The organism is Kribbella sp. NPDC050124 (genome assembly GCF_044460355.1).
Classification (GTDB): domain Bacteria; phylum Actinomycetota; class Actinomycetes; order Propionibacteriales; family Kribbellaceae; genus Kribbella.
This window is the reverse complement of record NZ_JBITJU010000005.1, coordinates 177,101-193,138: the sequence shown is the minus strand read 5'-3', so window position 1 is coordinate 193,138 and position 16,038 is coordinate 177,101. Positions and strand designations below refer to the sequence as shown.

The window sequence follows — 16,038 nt, the reverse complement described above, 5'->3', positions numbered from 1 at the left end:
TCAGCGCTGAGCGGCCAGGTCGAGGGCGATGTCGACGATCATGTCCTCCTGGCCGCCGACCAGCTTGCGCCGGCCGACCTCGACCAGGATCGTGCGCACGTCCAGGTCGTGGCGATCCGCCGCCACCTCGGCATGCCTCAGGAAGCTCGAGTACACGCCCGCATACCCCAGCGTCAGCGTCTCGCGGTCCACCCGCACCGGCCGGTCCTGCAACGGGCGGACGATGTCGTCAGCCGCGTCCTGCAACGCGAACAGGTCGCAGCCGTGCTCCCACCCCTGCAACGTGGCCACCGCGACGAACGGCTCGATCGGGCAGTTGCCCGCACCTGCGCCCTGCCCCGCCAGCGACGCATCCACCCGCGTCACACCCTCCTCGACCGCAACCACCGAGTTCGCCACCGACAACGAGAGGTTCTCGTGCGCGTGGATCCCGATCTCGGTCCCCGGATCGAGGACATCCCGATACGCCCGGACTCGCTCCCGAACGCCGTCCATCAGCAGCCGGCCGCCGGAGTCGGTGACGTAGACACACTGCGCGCCGTACGACTCCATCAAGGCAGCTTGCTTCGCCAGGTCGGTCGCCGGCGCGAGGTGGCTCATCATCAGGAAGCCGGACACGTCCATGCCCAGCTCGCGTGCGGTCGCGATGTGCTGGGCCGAAACGTCGGCCTCGGTGCAGTGGGTCGCGACCCGGACCGATCGGACTCCCAGGCTGTGCGCGCGTTCCAGGTCGTGGATCGTGCCGATGCCTGGTAGCAGCAGCGTCGTCAGCCGGGCGCGGGAGATGTTGGCCGCGGCGGTCTCGATCCAGTCCCAGTCCGAGTGTGACCCCGGTCCGTAGGTGAGGCTGCCGCCGGCCAGTCCGTCGCCATGGGCGACCTCGATCCCGTCGACGCCTGCCGCGTCCAGCGCACTCACGATCCGGGCCACGTCGGCCGGCTCCATCCGGTGCCGGACGGCGTGCATGCCGTCCCGCAACGTGACGTCCTGGATGAACAGCTTGGTCATGCCCGTGCGATCCCTTCCGCCGTGGCGAGCGCCGCGGACGTCATGATGTCGAGGTTCCCGGCGTACGACGGGAGGTAGTGGGCGGCACCCTCGACCTCGAGGAACACCGACACCTGATGCGTCACCGGTGCGCCACCCGTCAGCGTGTGCACCGGCTGGTCCTTCGGCACCGCGGTGATCTGGACCTCCTGCTTCAGCCGGTAGCCCGGCACGTACCCGGCGACCACGTCGACCATCCCCCGCACCGACGCCCGGATCCGCTCATGGGTGGCTTCGTCGTCGGTGTTGATCAGGCAGAGCACGGTGTCGCGCATGACCAGCGGCGGCTCGGCCGGGTTCAGCACGATCACCGCCTTGCCACGCCGGGCGCCACCGACCGCCTCGATCGCGGCGGCGGTCGTCTCGGTGAACTCGTCGATGTTCGCCCGCGTTCCCGGTCCGGCCGACTTCGACGCGATCGACGCGACGATCTCGCCGTACGCCACCTCGGTCACCCGGGCCACCGCCGCGACCACCGGGATGGTCGCCTGGCCGCCGCAGGTCACCATGTTGACGTTGCCCTCGGCAAGGTTCTGCTCGAGGTTCACCGCCGGTACGACGAACGGCCCAAGCGCGGCCGGGGTCAGGTCCACCAGCCGCTTGCCGTACGGCGCGAGCGCGCGGGCGTTGGCCTGGTGCGCCTTCGCCGAGGTCGCGTCGAAGACGATCTCGATCTCGTCGAAGCCGTCCAGCGCGATCAGCCCGTCGACGCCCTGATGGGTGGTGGCCACGCCGAGCCGGGCAGCGCGGGCGAGACCGTCCGAGGCCCGGTCGATGCCGACCATCGCGGCCAGCTCGAGAGTCTGGGAGAGCCGTTTGATCTTGATCATCAGGTCGGTGCCGATGTTGCCCGACCCGATGACGGCGACCTTGGTGCGTTCCATGGGTTCCTTTCAGCCGAAGGTGACGGCGACGCTGCCGAGACCCGACAGCTCGGCCTCGACCCGGGCACCGGAGGAGACGGCGACCATCGGTCCGAGCGCGCCGGACAGCACGAGTTGGCCGGCCCGCAACGGCTCGCCCAATTCCCGGGCGGTCCGGGCCAGCCAGGCGAGTGCGAGCAGCGGGTCGCCGAGACAGGCCTTCCCCGATCCCTCCGACACCGTCTCGCCGTCCAGCTGCATGCTCATCTGCACGTCGATCGGCTCGACGTCCCCGAGCGTCGCGCGCGCGTCGCCCAGGACGAACAAGCCGCTGGATGCGTTGTCCGCGACCGTGTCGCCGAAGCTGATGTCCCAGTCGGCAATCCGACTGTCGACAATCTCCAAGGCAGGCAGCACGAACGCCACCGCTTCCCGGACATCGCCGTCGTGGTCCAGGTCGCGCCCGAGAATGAAGGCGACCTCGGCCTCGATCTTGGGCTGCAGCAGCACCCCTGCCGGGACGACGCCTCCGTTCGCGATCTCCATGTCGGCGAACAGCACGCCGAAGTCCGGCCGGTCCACGCCGAGTTGCTGCTGGACCGCGGGCGAGGTGAGCCCGATCTTCCGGCCGACCACGCGGCCGCCGCCCGCGATGCGCTCGTCCACGATCAGCTTCTGCACCGCATACGCCGTACCGATGTCGTCGCGGCCGATCAGGTCGCGGACGGGTTCGCACGGGGTCTTCGTGCGCGTCGCCTGCCGGAGGCGGTCGGCGGCGGCGTGGATCGTCATACGAGTTCTCCAGGGAAGTGGCAGGCAGCGTGGTGGCTGCGGCGGGGCAGGAGTTCGGGGTCCTGCTCGGCACAGATGGTGCGTTCGGGATGCGTGAGCGGGCCGATCGGGCAGCGGGTGCGGAACCGGCAGCCGGACGGCGGGTTCGCCGGACTAGGGAGGTCGCCTTGCAGGACGATCTGCTCACGGGTCCGCTCCTCGACGGTCGGTGTGGGCGAGGAGGACAGCAGGGCGACCGTGTACGGGTGTTGCGGGTCGCCGTACACCTCGGCCGCCGTACCGGCCTCGACGATGCGGCCGAGATACATCACCGCGACCCGATCGCCGAGGTGGCGGACCACCGAGAGGTCGTGCGCGATGAACAGGTAGCCGAGGCCGAGCTCGCGCTGGAGCTCTTCGAGCAGGTTGATGATCTGTGCCTGGATCGACATGTCCAGCGCCGACACCGGCTCGTCGAGGATGAGCACCTTCGGCCGCCGGGCCAGTGCCCGCGCGATGCCGACGCGCTGACGTTGCCCGCCGGAGAACGCCTGCGGGTAACGGTCGAGGTACTCGGGCCGCAGACCGACCCGATCCATCAGCGCACGCGCTTCCGCCTCCAGCTCGGCACCGCGCAGACCGCGCAGCGACAGGGCTTCGGTGAGCGACTGACGAACGGTCCGGCGCGGATTCAGCGACGCATACGGGTCCTGGAACACGTACTGCACCGACGAGCGGATCCGGGCAACCTGCTCGTCGCCCATCGACGTGACCTCGTCACCGTCGACCATGACCGAGCCGCCGGCCACCGGTGTGATGCCGACGATGCTGCGCGAGAGCGTCGACTTGCCGCACCCGCTCTCGCCGACCAGGCCGAGCGTCTCGCCGGCATGCACAGCCAGGTCGACCGAGTCGACGGCGTACACCGGAGGATCGCGATGGAACAGACCGCGGCGCCGCGACCCGACGTCCACGCGCAGCTCACGCACCTCCAGGACCGGTACGTCGCCAACCGGGGAACCCTCCTCGACAACGACCGGCGCGGGTGCGGGAGTGACGTCCACGGCGACCCCGCGCTGGGCCACGAAACACGCGGACAACCGACCGTCGCCACCGATCTCGAGGAGCGCCGGGACCTCGTGACTGCAACCCTCTTCGGCAAACCCGCACCGCGGGGCGAACGCACAACCCGGCGGTAGCGCGGCCGGGTCCGGCGGTGATCCGGGGATGGCCGGCAATGGTTGCCCGAGGCGCTCATCGTCCAGCCGGGGCATCGCAGCCAGCAGCGCGGACGTGTACGGATGCCGGGGCGCGCTGAGCACCTCCTCGACCGCGCCGTGTTCGACGACCCGGCCGCCGTACATCACCGCGACGCGGGAGCACAGCTCGGCGACCACGCCCATGTCATGGGTGATGATCGCGATCGCCAGGCCGAGCTCGGTGCGCAGCCGGAGCAGCAGCCGCAGGATCTGGGCCTGGATCGTCACGTCCAGCGCGGTGGTCGGCTCGTCCGCGATCAGCAGCACCGGGTCGTTCGCCAGCGCGATCGCGATCACGACGCGCTGCCGCATTCCGCCGGAGAACTGGTGCGGGTACTGGTCGATCTTCACCGCGGAGTCCGGGATGCCGACCTGGTCCAGCAGCTCGAGTGCGCGGCCCCGTGCCTTCCGCTTGTCGGTGCCGTGCAGGGTGAGCGCCTCGACGATCTGGTCGCCGATCGTCATCACCGGGTTGAGCGCGGCCTGCGGGTCCTGGAAGACCATCGCCACCCCGCTCCCCCGCCGGCGGCGCATCTCGCGCTCCGGCAGGGCCAGCAGGTCCTCGCCGCCGAACTCGACCGAGCCGCCGACGATCTCACCGGGCGCCCGGACCATCCGCATGATCGAGCGCGCGGTGACCGACTTGCCGGAGCCGGACTCGCCGACGATGCCGAGCACGTCACCGGGGTTGATGTCGAAGCTGACGTCGTTGACCGCCCGCACCCTGGTCGGGCCGACCTGGAACTCGGTGCGCAGGTTGCGCACCCGCAACAGCGCCTGGCCAGGATCAGGAGTCCGCGCGGCCGTCTGCACGGCCATCGGGTTGCTCACCGGTTCACCGCCTCGTTCAGGGCGTCCGCGATCAAGCTGAACGCCAGCGCGAGCAGAAGAAGAATCAGTCCGGGACCGATCAGGTACGTCGGCGACTGGGTGACGAACCGCAGTCCGTTGTTCAGCAGCACGCCCAGCGACGGCGTCGGCGGCTGCACGCCGAGCCCGACGATGCTCAGCCCGGCCTCGATGTAGACGCCGATCACCATCCAGACCGAACCGTTGACCACGATCGAGTCCATCGCGTTCGGCACGATGTGCCGGGTCAGCACCTTCCGTCGCGGTACGCCGAGAACCCGCGCCGCCAGCACGTACTCACGCGACTGCTGCGACAGCCACGTCGCCCGGGCCAGCCGGCCCGCGGTCGGCATCCCCGAGATCAGGATGGTCAGGAACAACGCCGGCCAGCCCGGCCCGAGGACCGCGACCAGGCAGATGCCGAGCAGCAGCCCTGGGAACCCGACCACCACGTCGAACAGCCGCTGCACCGCCTCACCGAGCCGCTCCGAGATCGCCCCGGCCAGCCCGAGCAGCATCCCGAGCGCCATGCTCAACGGCACGGCGGCGAAGATCAGGCTGAGGTCGATCCGCAACCCGTAGATGCTGCGGGTGAGGATGTCGCGGCCGAACTCGTCCAGCCCGAACGGATGTGCTGCCGACGGGCCCGTCAGCGCCGCACTGCTCTGCTGGTCATAGCCGCCGGGGAACAGGACCGGCGCCAGCACTGCCGCGAGGACCAGGATGCCCAGGACGGTCACGCCGATGATGCCTCGCGGCGTACGGAACGCCGACAGGTAGCGCGCCACCGTCGGGTTGAGCCGGCGGGTGGCCCTGCCGGCGCTCGTCGCTTCGATGCTCGTCATGGCTACTCTCCCAGCCGGATTCGGGGATCAAGGGCGGCCAGGATGATCTCGGTGAACAGCTGGCACACGACGGCCACGAAGACCGCACCCAGGATCAGCACCTGCAGGACGGTGAAGTCGCGCGACTGCACACTCGTCACCGCCAGCTGGCCGAGGCCGTTCCGGGCGAAGATCGCCTCGATCACGACCGCACCGGCGAGCACGTGGCCCATTTGCAGACCGACGGCGACGACCGCGCTTCCGAGGCTGTTGCGGAACACGTGCCGGAAGGTGATCCGCCGCCGGGACGCGCCCTTGCTGACCGCCAGATCGACGAACTCCGCCTTCCGCATCGTCGCCATCTCGGTCTGGATGAACCTGGCCACTACCGCTCCGGGTCCCAGTGCGAGCGCCAGCGACGGCAGCACCAGGTACTGAATCCCGATCGCGGGATTCTGCAGCACGCCGACCTCACCGCTGACCGGGAGCCAGTGGTTGAACACGCCGAACACGAGGATCAGGCCCAGCCCGACCACGAACGACGGCACCGCCACGAACAGGCTGTCGGTGAAGTCCAGCAGCGCCCGGGCCCAGCCGATCCGCGCCGAGCCGGCCGCGATCCCGAGCCCGGCGCCGATCACGATCACGAACAGTGTCGACAGCACGGCCAGCTCCAGCGTGCTGCCGATCCGGTCCCCGATCAGGCTGGCCACACTGCGGTGCAGCAGGAAAGACTCCCCCAGGTCCCCGCGGAACAGTCCGCCGACCCAGTCGGCGTACTGCAGCACCGGAGACTTGTTCAACCCCAGCTGCTCCCGGATCGCCGCGATCGTCTCCGCGTCCGGATTCTCTCCGGCCAGGACGACGGCGACGTCACCGGGCGCGAGTCGCGGCAACGCGAACGCGATCACCGAGCTCGCGAACAGCACGAAGAACACCGACGGCGTCTTGCGCAACAGGAACCTGGTCATCAGGTCGCGCCTCTCAGTCGCTCAGCCAGGACTGGCCGAGGTTCAGGAAGCCCATCTGGGTCGGCACGATGTTGTTCAGCGAACTGGTCCGGACCGTGAGCGTCGGGCGGATGATCATCGGCACCGCGAAGGCCTGGTCGACGAAGTAGCTGTTGAAGTCGCGCAGCGCCTTCTCCTGGTCAGCCTTCACACTCGCGTTCGAGACCGCCTGCGTCAGCTTGGTGTACTCGGGGCTGGTGAACTTCGTGACGTTGTTGTCGGCAACGAGCTCCGGCCGGCTCACCATCGCCGACGCCGGGGACGGGCCGTTGCTGGCCTGCATCAGGACCGCGGCGGTCGGGAAGCTGCGGGTGGCCAGCTTCTGCTCGTAGTCGGGGATGTTCATGATCACCGGGTTGGCGTTCAGGCCGACGGCGGCGAGGTTGTTCTTCACGATCTGGAAGATGGCCAGGGCCTCCGGCGCATCGCCCATCGCGACGTCGAACGTCGTACCGGCCTTCACCCCGGCATCGGCCAGGAGTTGCTTCGCCTTGTCCTGGTCGTAGGTGTAGTGACCGGACTGTGCGGCGTCGTACCCGACCGTCGACGGCCGCCACGGCAGGCTGGCTGCCTGGGCCTTGCCGCCTTCGACCTGCTGGACGATGCGGTTCCGGTCGATCGCGTACTGGACGGCCTGCCGCACTTCCTTCTTGTCGAACGGCGGCTTCGTCACGTTGAGTGCGAACGGGAACGCGGCGCCGCCTGAGCTGACCAGCGCGAACCCCTGCTGCTCACCGAGACTGCGCGCGTCCACCGGCGGCACGCCGACCGCGTACTGCGCCCGGCCGCTACGGATCGCCGAGACCAGGGCCGTCGGGTCCTTGATCATGCTGACCTCGATCGCGTCGAGGTGCGTGGTGGCCGCGTCCCGGTAGTTGGCGTACTTGGCCAACTCGATCTTTCCGCCCGGGGTGTACGACTTCCACTCGAACCGGCCGGTGCCGTCCACGTTCTTGCCGGCGGCGTAGTCGGCGTACGTGTCCTTGTTCAGGATCGGCAGCGTCTCGAACAGGTCGAAGACGTTCGGCAGCGGCTTGGCGAAGGTGAGCGCGAGCTCGGTGTCACTCGTGGCCTCGATGCCGCTGATCTGAGCCGCGATCTTCTGGTTCGCCGCGCCGACCGCCGGGTCCTTCGCCTGCTGCAGGGTGAAGGCCACGTCCGCCGCGGTGAGCTTGCGGCCGCTGTGGAAGGTGACGTCGTCGCGCAGCTTGATCGTCATGCTCTTGCCGTCCGGGGCCAGCGTCCAGGACGAGGCCAGCACACCCTTGGGCTCGGCGGTCTGCGGATCGATCAGGGTCAGCGTCTCGAGGACGGCGTACTCGGTGACGATGTTCCCGATCGCGGTCTTCAGGAACGAGCCCGGGTCCGCGTCGTACGCCTGGGCGACCACCAGCGTGCCGCCGTTGCGGACTGGTCCGGCGCTCTGTGCCGCTTGTCCGGGCTGGCCGGCGTTCTGGGTGGCGGCACTGCACGCGGTGCCGGCAAGCATCACCGCGGCGGCGGCAACGGCCACCGCTGACTTCTTGAGAGACATCGAAACTCCTCGAGCTAGATCTGACACCTGCCGTGAACGGAGTGCGAAGCGCAGTGCGGAACGCCGGGGCGGCGACCGGATCGGGGCCCGGTCCTCGCAGTGATCGCCACACTGTAGGGCGGTCGGATCGGGCCCGTGCCGGTCTCGGTTCGCTGACCGGAACACCGTCCGGCCGGGCCGTCCGGGGCGGCGGTTAGCGTCCGGTGCCATGCCTCTCGGATACGTCTTCACCTCGTACGGCGGGCCCGGCTCGCAGCGCTTTCTGGACCTCCCGATGCCCGAGCCGGGCCCCGGTGAGGTGCTCGTCGAGGTCCACGCGGCCGGCGTCAATCCGGTGGACTGGAAGGTGCGCGAGGGCATGCATCGCGCGTTCCTTCCACTCGAGCTGCCCGCCGTGCTCGGCCGCGAGGTCGCCGGCACCGTGGTGCGGTCCGCGCCAGGTTTCGCGGTGGGCGATCGGGTCTGCGGACCGACAGTCGGCGGCTGCGGCGGCTACGCCGAGTTCGCGCTGCTCCCGGCGGACCGCGCGGCCCGGATGCCGGAAGGTTTGTCGTTCACCGATGCCGCCGTCCTCCCGATCGCTGCGGGTACGGCGTACGACGCCCTCGAAGCGTTGGACCTCAGACCGGGCGAGAGCCTGCTGATCCTCGGCGTCGGCGGTGGAGTGGGGACGGTGGCCGCACAGTTGGCCGTGATGCGTGGGATCGAAGTGGCGGGCACGGCCAGTCCGTCGAAACACGTTTACGTCGAACAACTCGGAGTCGTGGCTTACGACCATGACCAGGGTCCGTCGCGGGTGGACGCCGTACTCGATCTGGTCGGTGGTGACGCGCTGCGAGCGGTCTGCGCCGAGCGGATCCTCACGGTGGCGGATCCGGCGGTTGCCGCGCAGTACGGCGCTCAGCCGCTGAAGCGCAGCGGGGATCCGGGTGTGCTCGCCGTACTGGCCGAGCTGGTCGCGAACGGGAAGCTCGATCCGGGTGTCCGGCAGGTGTTCCCGTTCGCCGAAGCCGGGGACGCACTGGCCGTGGTGGAAGCCGGTCAGGTGGCTGGGAAGGTCGTGATCGGTTTGCCTACCGGACCACGACACTGATCTTGACGGCAGGATCGTCCTTAGCATGCGGCGACGGCCTCACCCCGACGGAAGGACGACCATGACCGCACTGCCCGGCTCACGTCTCGCGCTCAACCCGATCCAGTGGATGGCGACCGACGACGGCTGGCTCGACCCGTCCAAGGCGCCCGAGACGCCGGAGCTGCTGTCACTGGTCAAGAAGGCCGGATTCGACGGCGTGATGGCCGCCGTACCGGCCGAGTGGACGGCCAAGCAGTACACCGAGCTCGTCGCCGACACCGGCCTGGAGCTCGCCCCCGGATACTTCGTCTGCCGATCGGACGGCCGGGACGGCAAGCAGGACGACGTGGTCGAGGACGCCGCCCGGATCGGGCGCCAGCACGCCGAGCTCGGACTCGACGTGGTCGGCCTGGGCCTGGGCATGGGGAACGCGGAGGCGCGGCTCGCGCGCCCGGCACAGGGCACCGACCCGGAACCGGCGCGGCTGGAGGCGATCACCGAGCTGATCGGACGCATCGCCGCCGCGATGCTGGCCGAGGGTGTGCGACCGGCGCTGCACCCGCACGTCGGCACCTGGGTCGAGACCGACAGCGAGGGCCGCTCAGTGCTCGAGGCACTGCCGGCCGATCAGCTCGGCTTCCTGCCCGACACGGGTCACCTCGCCTGGGCCGGCGTCGACGTGCGCGCCTTGATCAGCGACTACGCCGGGCGGGTGCCGTTCGTGCACGTGAAGGACTGCCGCCTCAGCGTCGGGGAGCAGGGTCGTGCCGGGGACTGGGACTACAAGAAGATCGTCCGGTCGGGCCTGTGGGTCGAGCCAGGCCGCGGCGAGCTGCCGCTGGTCGAGATCCTCGGTGCCCTGGGCAACGACTTCGGCGGCTGGCTGATGGTCGAGGTGGACAAGCCGGACATCGCGGACCCGTACGAGAGCGCGGTCGCGTCGGCGACCTGGATGCGGGCCACGTTCGGAGGCGGTCGCCAGTGAGCGCGCACCGTCTCGGAATCCTTGGCAGCGGCAACATCTTCGGCCGCTACGTCACCGGGCTGGCCCGCTACCCGGAGCTCACGATCGCCCGGGTCGGCGACGTCGACACCACCCGGGCGAAGGAGGCCGCGAACGAGTTCGGCATCCCCGCCTGGGGTGACGACCAGGACCTGTACGCCGACGACGCGGTCGACATCGTGGTCAACCTGACCCCCCCGGTGCACCACGCCGCCACGATCACCGCCGCGCTGCGGGCCGGCAAGCACGTGTACGTCGAGAAGCCGCTGGCGACCACAGTCGACGACGCGCGCGCCGTACTGGCGGTGGCCACGGAGACCGGGAAGATTCTCGGGTCCGCGCCGGACACCTTCCTCGGGAGTGCGAGCCAGACCGCGCGGAAGGCGCTCGACGACGGGCTGATCGGGGAGCCGATCGGCGCGTCGTTCTTCATCGGGCACAGCAAGGCCGAGAAGTGGCACCCGGACCCGCGGTTCCTGTTCCAGGCCGGCGGCGGCCCGGTGCTGGACATGGGTCCGTACTCGCTGGCGATCCTGGTCAACCTGCTCGGCCCGATCGCCACCGTGACTGCGTCGAACCGGATCGGCGCGGCGGTGCGGACCGTCACGGCGCCCGGCCGCGCGGTCGACACGATCGACGTCGACGTGCCGACGCATGCGGCCGCGATCTTCACCTTCGCGTCCGGCGCGATCGCGACCGCCCAGCTGAGCTTCGACGTGTGGGACAGCGACCTGCCGCACCTCGAGGTCTACGGCACCAAGGGCACGCTGTCACTGGCGAACCCGAACCACTTCGACGGCGACGTCCGGGTCAAACGGCACACCGACGACGAGTGGATCGTGCTGCCACCCGTCACCGCGCTCTTCGGCGCCGTCGGCACCCGCGAACAGGCCCGCCGCGGCCTCGGCGTCCACGACCTCGCCGGAGCCATCGAGGGCGGCCCGCACCGTGCCAACGCCGCCTTCGCCTTCCACGTCCTCGAATCCCTCAGCGCCGTACAGACCTCATCCGACGACGGCGCGGCCGTCCGTCTCACCAGCACCTGCGACCGCCCGAGCCCGCTCGCTTGACGCCGGCCGTTTGAGCAGCAGCCAGAAGGCCAGGACGACCTCGCCGACGAACGTGTAGGTGGCGACGGCGAGGTCCTGGCCGAAGATGGCGCCGAAAGCATCGGCAAGGTAGCCGAGGCCGGCGATGGTGAGCAGGACGGCCAGCCAACTGGTGGTCCGGACGGTGAGGTAGCCGAGCAGGACGAGGTGGACGCCGAACAAGCCCAGCCCGACCAGCCAGAGCTCCGAGAACGCTTCGCGGTCGGCCGAAGGTCCGAGCAGCCGGCCGATGGCGACCATGAACACTGCCGCGTAGACCAGCCTGAAGGCTGCTGCCAGCAGCGACAGCGTGCGGTCGACCGGCTCGAAGACGCGCAGCAGGCCTGCTCCCCCGGTGATGCTCCAAGCGCGCACGGCGTACCCCTCTGCTGGATTCGTACTTAGTACGGCCACGGTAGCGTACTAAGTACGAAAGCGCGAGAGGCGCGGTTCAGAAGACGACGGTCCAGCCGGAGCGGGCGGCTTGGGCAGCGGTGTAGGAGACGCCGTGGATCTTGAGGCCCTTGGGGTCGAGGAGGGTGAGCTCGCCGCCCTTGTTGCCCAGTTGGACGTTCGGCGGCAGCGGTACGGCGAGGGTCGCGCCGGCGGCGAGCAGGCCGCCGGGAACCGGGCCGACGTGCAGGGCGCGGTCGACGAGGTGCCAGCCGGTGAGGTCGATGGGGTCGGGTGACGCGTTCAGCAGGGTGACGGTCTCGGCTTCGGGGGCGGGGCCGACTGGGTTGACCAGGGCCGCCACGATGCGCACCGGCTCGGCGCCGAACTCCTCGATCGGGGCGTCGACGAGCGCGTGGCCGGTCACGTCGTCGGTGTGCCACGACTGGCTCTGGAACGCCAGGAAGATGCCCACCCAGCGTTGCTGGTCCGGCAGCGTGATGAGCAGCGCGCCGTCCTGCCAGACTCCGTCGTCCTTGCGGAAGGCGCCGACGTTGCCCTGGTTCATGTGGATGTCGTGTACCCCGTTCCCCGGCTGGAAGCCGAAGATCTTGTCCGGTACGGCGCTCTCCGGCCCCCACCGCTCCCCGAAGGCGTAGACGATCGCGGCCGGCTCGCGGATCGCACGCCGTACCTGGTCGTCGAGCAGGTCGGACAGGTCGTTGCCCGGCCCTTCGAGCTCATGCGGCAGCGGTCGCAGCAGGGCGCGGTCGAACAGCGTCTGCCGGACATAGTCGAGGTTCACGCCAAGCGGCCCGGTGTCGAGCCGGTGCCACCCCGAGGCGAGCCCACTCAGCTGCGTGGTGACCGGATGCCGGAAGTCCTCGTCGACCCGGAACAACAGCTCCGACGGGAACTCCTTCGACCGTACGTTCACCGCGATCCGGTAGTCGACGTCGTTCGCGTCCCGCAGCCGCACCTGGTAGTGCGGCGTGTCCGTGCCGCCCTCCCGGCGCGCGTCCACGGCCCGGCCGACGAGTACGCCGTACGACTTCAACGGCATGAGCTGCCCCCCATCGCCTGCCTCACCCGTCCGGGATGAGGCAGGCGGTGTTCGGGCCCCTCTAGCGTCGATTCACCGCAGGAGACGGGAGGGGACATGGTCGAGAATGCGCAGAGCCCATCGGAGCACGTGTCCGGTTGGGCGGTCGGTGGAATCACGTTCGCCGCGACGATGCTGTTGCTGACCGGGCTGTTCCAGTCGGTCACCGGTCTGGTGGCGATCATCGACGACGAGTTCTTCGTGGTGGTCCGCTCGTACACCTTCGACCTCGACACCACGGTCTGGGGCTGGATCCACCTGATCCTCGGTGTGCTGCTGATCGTGGTCGGGATCGCGCTGCTGCGGCGGTCGACGTGGGCCGGGATCACCGCGCTGTTCCTGTCCGTGCTGAGCGCGGTCGACAACTTCTTCTTCATCCCGTACTACCCGTTCTGGTCGCTGCTGCTGGTCGGCCTCAACGTGTGGGTGATCTGGTCGCTGACCCGACCGGGCGCGATCCGTACCTGACGGGTCTGGCAGGCTCAGGGGGTCTGTTCAGGCGGTCGTTCGGCCTCCCGCTCTTCGGCCTTCTGGGCGTCGGCGATCTGCTCGGCGAGCACCTTGGGGTCGATCGAGGCCAGGGCGGTCTTCACCACGGCGTCGAGGTCCACCCGCTCGAGTACGAGCGCGGTCAGGTCCACGTTGGCCAGGGCGGCCTCGACGTCCTTGGCGATCGCGGCGGCCAGGTCGGTACGCCGTACGCCTTCGGCCACCGCCATCGGCAGCAGCACGTCGAGCAGCGGGCTGAAGAGGAGCCGCACCACTGACCGGGTCCGCCGCGTCAGCGCGGTGGCAATGTTCCCGGCCAGTGCGGTCGCGGCAGCACCCGGTGCTGCGCTCGCGGAAGCACCCGGCGCGGCGCTCGCGCCGGTGCCCGGCTCAGCCGACTCGCTGGCCATTGCCACTCGTCGTCGTGTCGCCGAGAGCCTTCGCCTTCAGCGTGTCGTACTCGGCCTGCGTGATCGCACCGGAGTCGAGGAGCGACTTGGCCTGGCTGATCTGATCGGTCGGCGAGGGCCCCGAGCTCTGGCCTGCGACCTGCCGGATGTACTCCGCCTGCCGCTGCTGATTCTCCGCGGCGTCGCGCGCCGTCCGCTCCGCCATCCCGCGCCCGCGCGCGATCAGGTAGATCAGCGCGGTGAGCAGCGGCGCGATGATCAACGCGACGATCCAGATCGCCTTCACCCACCCGGACGTGGCGTGGTCGCGGAACAGGTCGGCGAAGATCCAGAACAGCATCATCAGGTACGCCACGAAGGCGAAGCTGATGACGATGAACCACACAACATCCCAGAACGACATGGTCGTATCCCTTCTCCGGGCACGCTGCGCGCACCCTTTTGTGGGCAGTTTCGACCGCCGCCCGGGCGCGCCGCCTCATCTCCTGCGGATGACCTGCGGCCGGTTCTCGGGCACCCCCCTACGGCGTGGCAGTCGCCGGAGGCTCGCTCCGGTTGTCATGCTCGGCCAGCGCAGCACCCAGCTGGGCGCCGACGACCGCGGACGCGACGATCACCAGGGCCAGGATGACGAGCCAGGAGATGATCGCGATCGCCGCGCCGATGACGCCGTACCGCTCGGTGTTCCGCTCGATCAGGTACGGGACGTACGACGCTCCCGCCGTACTGACGACCGTCTGGGCCACCGCGCTCACCACGGCTCCGGGCAACAGCAGCCGCCAGGCGACGCGACGGCTGAGCAGCAACCACGTCCCGAGCCACCAGCCCGGGACCGCCGCGCACGTCTGTGCGACCAGCGTGACGAGCACGCCGCCGGGCAGGTCGTCGGCCAGGCTCGCGATCGCGGCCAGCGCGACCAGGGAGGCGAGCAGCATCACGGCGCCCTGGATGCCGTCGACGGTACGGCGGAGTCCGCGCGCAGGCAGGTCCCAGGCCAGCTCGTAGGTCCGCTGGATCGACCGGGCGAAACTGCTCGCGGAAACCAGCACGGTGAGCACGCTGAGGACGGTCAGACCGCCCGAGCTGGACGGCGGTCGCGCGAACAACGAGCGCACCGCGTCGGCCGTCGTACCGGACAGGTTGAACCGCTCGATCATCCAGTCGCCGATGGCTTCGGCGTCGGAGGAGCTGAGCAGGGTCGCGACGACGATCAGCAGCGGGACCAGCGCGATGAAGGCCTGCCCCGCGATCGTGAGCGCCCGGTCGTAGAACCGGATGTGCATCGCCGCCATCGCGATGCGCCAGACGATGCTGCCCTGCACCCAGGTCCAGCCTCGTTGCACCCACGGGTGCTCCGCCCACCGCTGCTTCATCATTTCGATGCTAGGCAGACCTGCGGATTCCGTACTCATCCACGACGGGTGAGCGCACCCGGCTGCCGGCTCGCCGGCGGACTTGGGGTTGGATGCCGCCATGGAACAGCTGACTGATGCCGAGGTGGCGATCGAGGCAGCCGCGGCGGGGGCCGCCGTCGTACGGCGGATGTACGGCGCCACCGTCGAGCGCTACGACAAGTCGCCGACCGACTTCGCCACCGAGGCCGACCTGCACGCGGAGCGGGCGATCCTCGAGGTCATCCGCGCGGCCCGCCCGGACGACGCGGTGATCGGCGAGGAGTACGGCGCGACCGGCCGAGCAGCCCGCACCTGGCTGGTGGACCCGCTGTGCGGCACCCTCAACTTCGCCGCCCGAACCCCACTCTTCTCGGTCAATGTGGCTCTCCCCGCCACCGGCGTCGCCGCCGTGGCCGACCCCCTGACCCACGAACTCTTCTGGACCGACGGCACCACAACCCACGTTCGCCACGCCACCGCCCACGCCACCGCCGACGCCACCACCGACGCCGACTCCCCAGCCCACTCCCCCGCCGCACCGCCGGTCACCGACGTCCCGGCCGAGCCTTCCGCTACCTCACTCCTGGTCGACGTCGACATCGACGCTCCGCCCGACGCCGACTTTCTCGGTGCCCAACTGCTGGCTGACGAGGAGTTCCGGGCGGCGTTCGCCGGGCGGGTCTCCTCGACCACGCTCACCCTCGCCTGGGTCGCCGTCGGCCGCCGGGCCGCCTACATCACCGACGGCACCCTCATCGACAGCGTGCACTTCACCGCCGGCACAGCCCTGTGCCAAGCAGCCGGCTGCACGGTCACCGACTTCCGCGGCGACCCCCTGCACACCGGCCCCGGCCTGATCGCCGCCGCCGACCCTGCCACCCACCGCCGGCTCCTCGATCTGATCGCACCACACCTTCGGTGACGTCA

At 69.8% G+C, this 16,038-nt stretch carries 17 protein-coding genes; 5 read left to right on the top strand and 12 right to left on the bottom strand.

Annotated elements, in window-relative coordinates:
* Genes dmpG through ACIBL3_RS15525 form a run of 7 tightly spaced genes read right to left on the bottom strand, consistent with a single transcriptional unit; the run spans position 1 to position 8,157 of the window.
* Complete coding sequence (gene dmpG / locus ACIBL3_RS15555; RefSeq protein WP_396353970.1) at positions 1-1,008, bottom strand: 4-hydroxy-2-oxovalerate aldolase; 1,008 nt, start codon at positions 1,006-1,008, stop codon at positions 1-3.
* Complete coding sequence (locus ACIBL3_RS15550; protein WP_396353969.1) at positions 1,005-1,931, bottom strand: acetaldehyde dehydrogenase (acetylating); 927 nt, start codon at positions 1,929-1,931, stop codon at positions 1,005-1,007. Before ACIBL3_RS15550 ends, dmpG begins: the two co-directional genes overlap by 4 nt.
* Positions 1,932-1,940: 9 nt before the next feature.
* Positions 1,941-2,702: a 2-keto-4-pentenoate hydratase gene (locus ACIBL3_RS15545; RefSeq protein WP_396353968.1), complete on the bottom strand. Its 762-nt coding sequence runs from the start codon at positions 2,700-2,702 to the stop codon at positions 1,941-1,943.
* Positions 2,699-4,771 carry a dipeptide ABC transporter ATP-binding protein gene (locus ACIBL3_RS15540; protein ID WP_396353967.1) on the bottom strand — a complete coding sequence of 691 codons (2,073 nt, stop codon included), beginning with the start codon at positions 4,769-4,771 and terminating at the stop codon, positions 2,699-2,701. Before ACIBL3_RS15540 ends, ACIBL3_RS15545 begins: the two co-directional genes overlap by 4 nt.
* Entirely contained in the window at positions 4,768-5,634 is an 867-nt protein-coding gene (locus ACIBL3_RS15535) for an ABC transporter permease (protein ID WP_396353966.1), read from the bottom strand. Before ACIBL3_RS15535 ends, ACIBL3_RS15540 begins: the two co-directional genes overlap by 4 nt.
* Before the next feature lie 2 nt (positions 5,635-5,636).
* Complete coding sequence (locus ACIBL3_RS15530) at positions 5,637-6,584, bottom strand: ABC transporter permease (protein ID WP_396353965.1); 948 nt, start codon at positions 6,582-6,584, stop codon at positions 5,637-5,639.
* 13 nt (positions 6,585-6,597) lie between these two features.
* The gene (locus tag ACIBL3_RS15525) at positions 6,598-8,157 is read right to left on the bottom strand and encodes an ABC transporter substrate-binding protein (protein ID WP_396353963.1); all 1,560 of its coding nucleotides are present in this window, start codon (positions 8,155-8,157) and stop codon (positions 6,598-6,600) included.
* A gap of 208 nt (positions 8,158-8,365) precedes the next feature.
* Between ACIBL3_RS15525 and ACIBL3_RS15520 the strand changes: the two genes are divergently transcribed.
* From ACIBL3_RS15520 to ACIBL3_RS15510, 3 genes are all read left to right on the top strand, one after another.
* The gene (locus tag ACIBL3_RS15520) at positions 8,366-9,250 is read left to right on the top strand and encodes an NADP-dependent oxidoreductase (protein WP_396353962.1); all 885 of its coding nucleotides are present in this window, start codon (positions 8,366-8,368) and stop codon (positions 9,248-9,250) included.
* A gap of 61 nt (positions 9,251-9,311) precedes the next feature.
* Positions 9,312-10,217, top strand: coding sequence for a sugar phosphate isomerase/epimerase family protein (locus ACIBL3_RS15515; protein WP_396353961.1), 906 nt, complete (start codon positions 9,312-9,314; stop codon positions 10,215-10,217).
* Positions 10,214-11,305, top strand: coding sequence for a Gfo/Idh/MocA family protein (locus tag ACIBL3_RS15510; RefSeq protein WP_396353959.1), 1,092 nt, complete (start codon positions 10,214-10,216; stop codon positions 11,303-11,305). Before ACIBL3_RS15515 ends, ACIBL3_RS15510 begins: the two co-directional genes overlap by 4 nt.
* Here ACIBL3_RS15510 and ACIBL3_RS15505 read toward each other — a convergent pair.
* Together ACIBL3_RS15505 and ACIBL3_RS15500 are read right to left on the bottom strand one after the other, a co-directional pair.
* Positions 11,240-11,698, bottom strand: a complete 459-nt coding sequence (locus ACIBL3_RS15505) for a DUF4386 domain-containing protein (RefSeq protein WP_396353958.1) — start codon at positions 11,696-11,698, stop codon at positions 11,240-11,242. The two genes, ACIBL3_RS15510 and ACIBL3_RS15505, sit on opposite strands and share 66 nt — an antisense overlap.
* A 76-nt stretch (positions 11,699-11,774) precedes the next feature.
* Positions 11,775-12,779: a DUF2278 family protein gene (locus ACIBL3_RS15500; RefSeq protein WP_396353957.1), complete on the bottom strand. Its 1,005-nt coding sequence runs from the start codon at positions 12,777-12,779 to the stop codon at positions 11,775-11,777.
* Positions 12,780-12,875: 96 nt separating this feature from the next.
* Between ACIBL3_RS15500 and ACIBL3_RS15495 the strand changes: the two genes are divergently transcribed.
* Positions 12,876-13,286 carry a hypothetical protein gene (locus ACIBL3_RS15495; RefSeq protein WP_396353956.1) on the top strand — a complete coding sequence of 137 codons (411 nt, stop codon included), beginning with the start codon at positions 12,876-12,878 and terminating at the stop codon, positions 13,284-13,286.
* A gap of 14 nt (positions 13,287-13,300) precedes the next feature.
* Here ACIBL3_RS15495 and ACIBL3_RS15490 read toward each other — a convergent pair whose 3' ends face one another.
* From ACIBL3_RS15490 to ACIBL3_RS15480, 3 genes are all read right to left on the bottom strand, one after another.
* Complete coding sequence (locus ACIBL3_RS15490; protein WP_396353955.1) at positions 13,301-13,717, bottom strand: hypothetical protein; 417 nt, start codon at positions 13,715-13,717, stop codon at positions 13,301-13,303.
* The gene (locus ACIBL3_RS15485) at positions 13,698-14,120 is read right to left on the bottom strand and encodes an SHOCT domain-containing protein (RefSeq protein WP_396353954.1); all 423 of its coding nucleotides are present in this window, start codon (positions 14,118-14,120) and stop codon (positions 13,698-13,700) included. Before ACIBL3_RS15485 ends, ACIBL3_RS15490 begins: the two co-directional genes overlap by 20 nt.
* A gap of 118 nt (positions 14,121-14,238) precedes the next feature.
* Positions 14,239-15,090: a YhjD/YihY/BrkB family envelope integrity protein gene (locus ACIBL3_RS15480; RefSeq protein ID WP_396353953.1), complete on the bottom strand. Its 852-nt coding sequence runs from the start codon at positions 15,088-15,090 to the stop codon at positions 14,239-14,241.
* 100 nt (positions 15,091-15,190) lie between these two features.
* On the opposite strand from ACIBL3_RS15480, the gene ACIBL3_RS15475 reads away from it, so the two are divergent.
* Complete coding sequence (locus ACIBL3_RS15475; protein ID WP_396353952.1) at positions 15,191-16,033, top strand: inositol monophosphatase family protein; 843 nt, start codon at positions 15,191-15,193, stop codon at positions 16,031-16,033.
* The last annotated feature ends 5 nt before the right edge of the window (positions 16,034-16,038 follow it).